The following is a 629-nucleotide window of genomic DNA, read 5'->3' as shown; positions in this document are numbered from 1 at the left end:
CGTCTGGATGACTAATTGTCAAACCAAAACTACTGCTGTAAAACCCGCCTACATGGGAAAAAACGGGCGGGCTCAACAACTCATCATAACTGTTTGAAACCACATTCGCCGACCCGGGCGTGGACACCGTAAAATACTTAAATGTGGTTCCACCGTTGGGCAGCCGGCCAAAAGATATATCCATCCGTTGAGGGCCAAATGTCAGACTATCCACAATACTCAGACCATCTGGCATCACCAACGCTACCCGCTCACCATTGGCCGACAACGAAAAACTCGTGTGATTTGCCCCACTTGACACCGTACTGCTGGCCCAAACAATCAAATACCCGTTGGCAGGTACTACCACTTGTCCTGCGGTAGAAGTAAACCGAAATTTCTTCAAATTTGAATAATCGTCCGTCAGATAATAGCTCGCCAAGTCTATAGCAGCTCCGCTTGGGTTGTGAAGCTCTACCCAATCAGAATACGCCCCAACGTTGTCAACAACCGTATTCTCATTGGAGGCCATGAGTTCATTAATCTTAATCTGTGCCCTAATAAGTGTAGCACTCACCAACAAGAGCAGGAGAGTAAAAGAGTTTTTCATACGAGGTAAGGTTTATTTCTTTATTTTACGGACAGCCCTT

At 46.3% G+C, this 629-nt stretch carries 1 protein-coding gene; it reads right to left on the bottom strand.

The window, feature by feature from the left end:
- Positions 1–589: lamin tail domain-containing protein (locus GVN20_RS29510; RefSeq protein WP_166561776.1), on the bottom strand; the 589-nt coding region annotated here is incomplete at its 3' end.
- Positions 590–629: the final 40 nt, after the last annotated feature.

The organism is Runella sp. CRIBMP (assembly GCF_009905605.1).
Classification (GTDB): domain Bacteria; phylum Bacteroidota; class Bacteroidia; order Cytophagales; family Spirosomataceae; genus Runella.
This window is presented reverse-complemented; position numbering and strand designations above follow the sequence as displayed.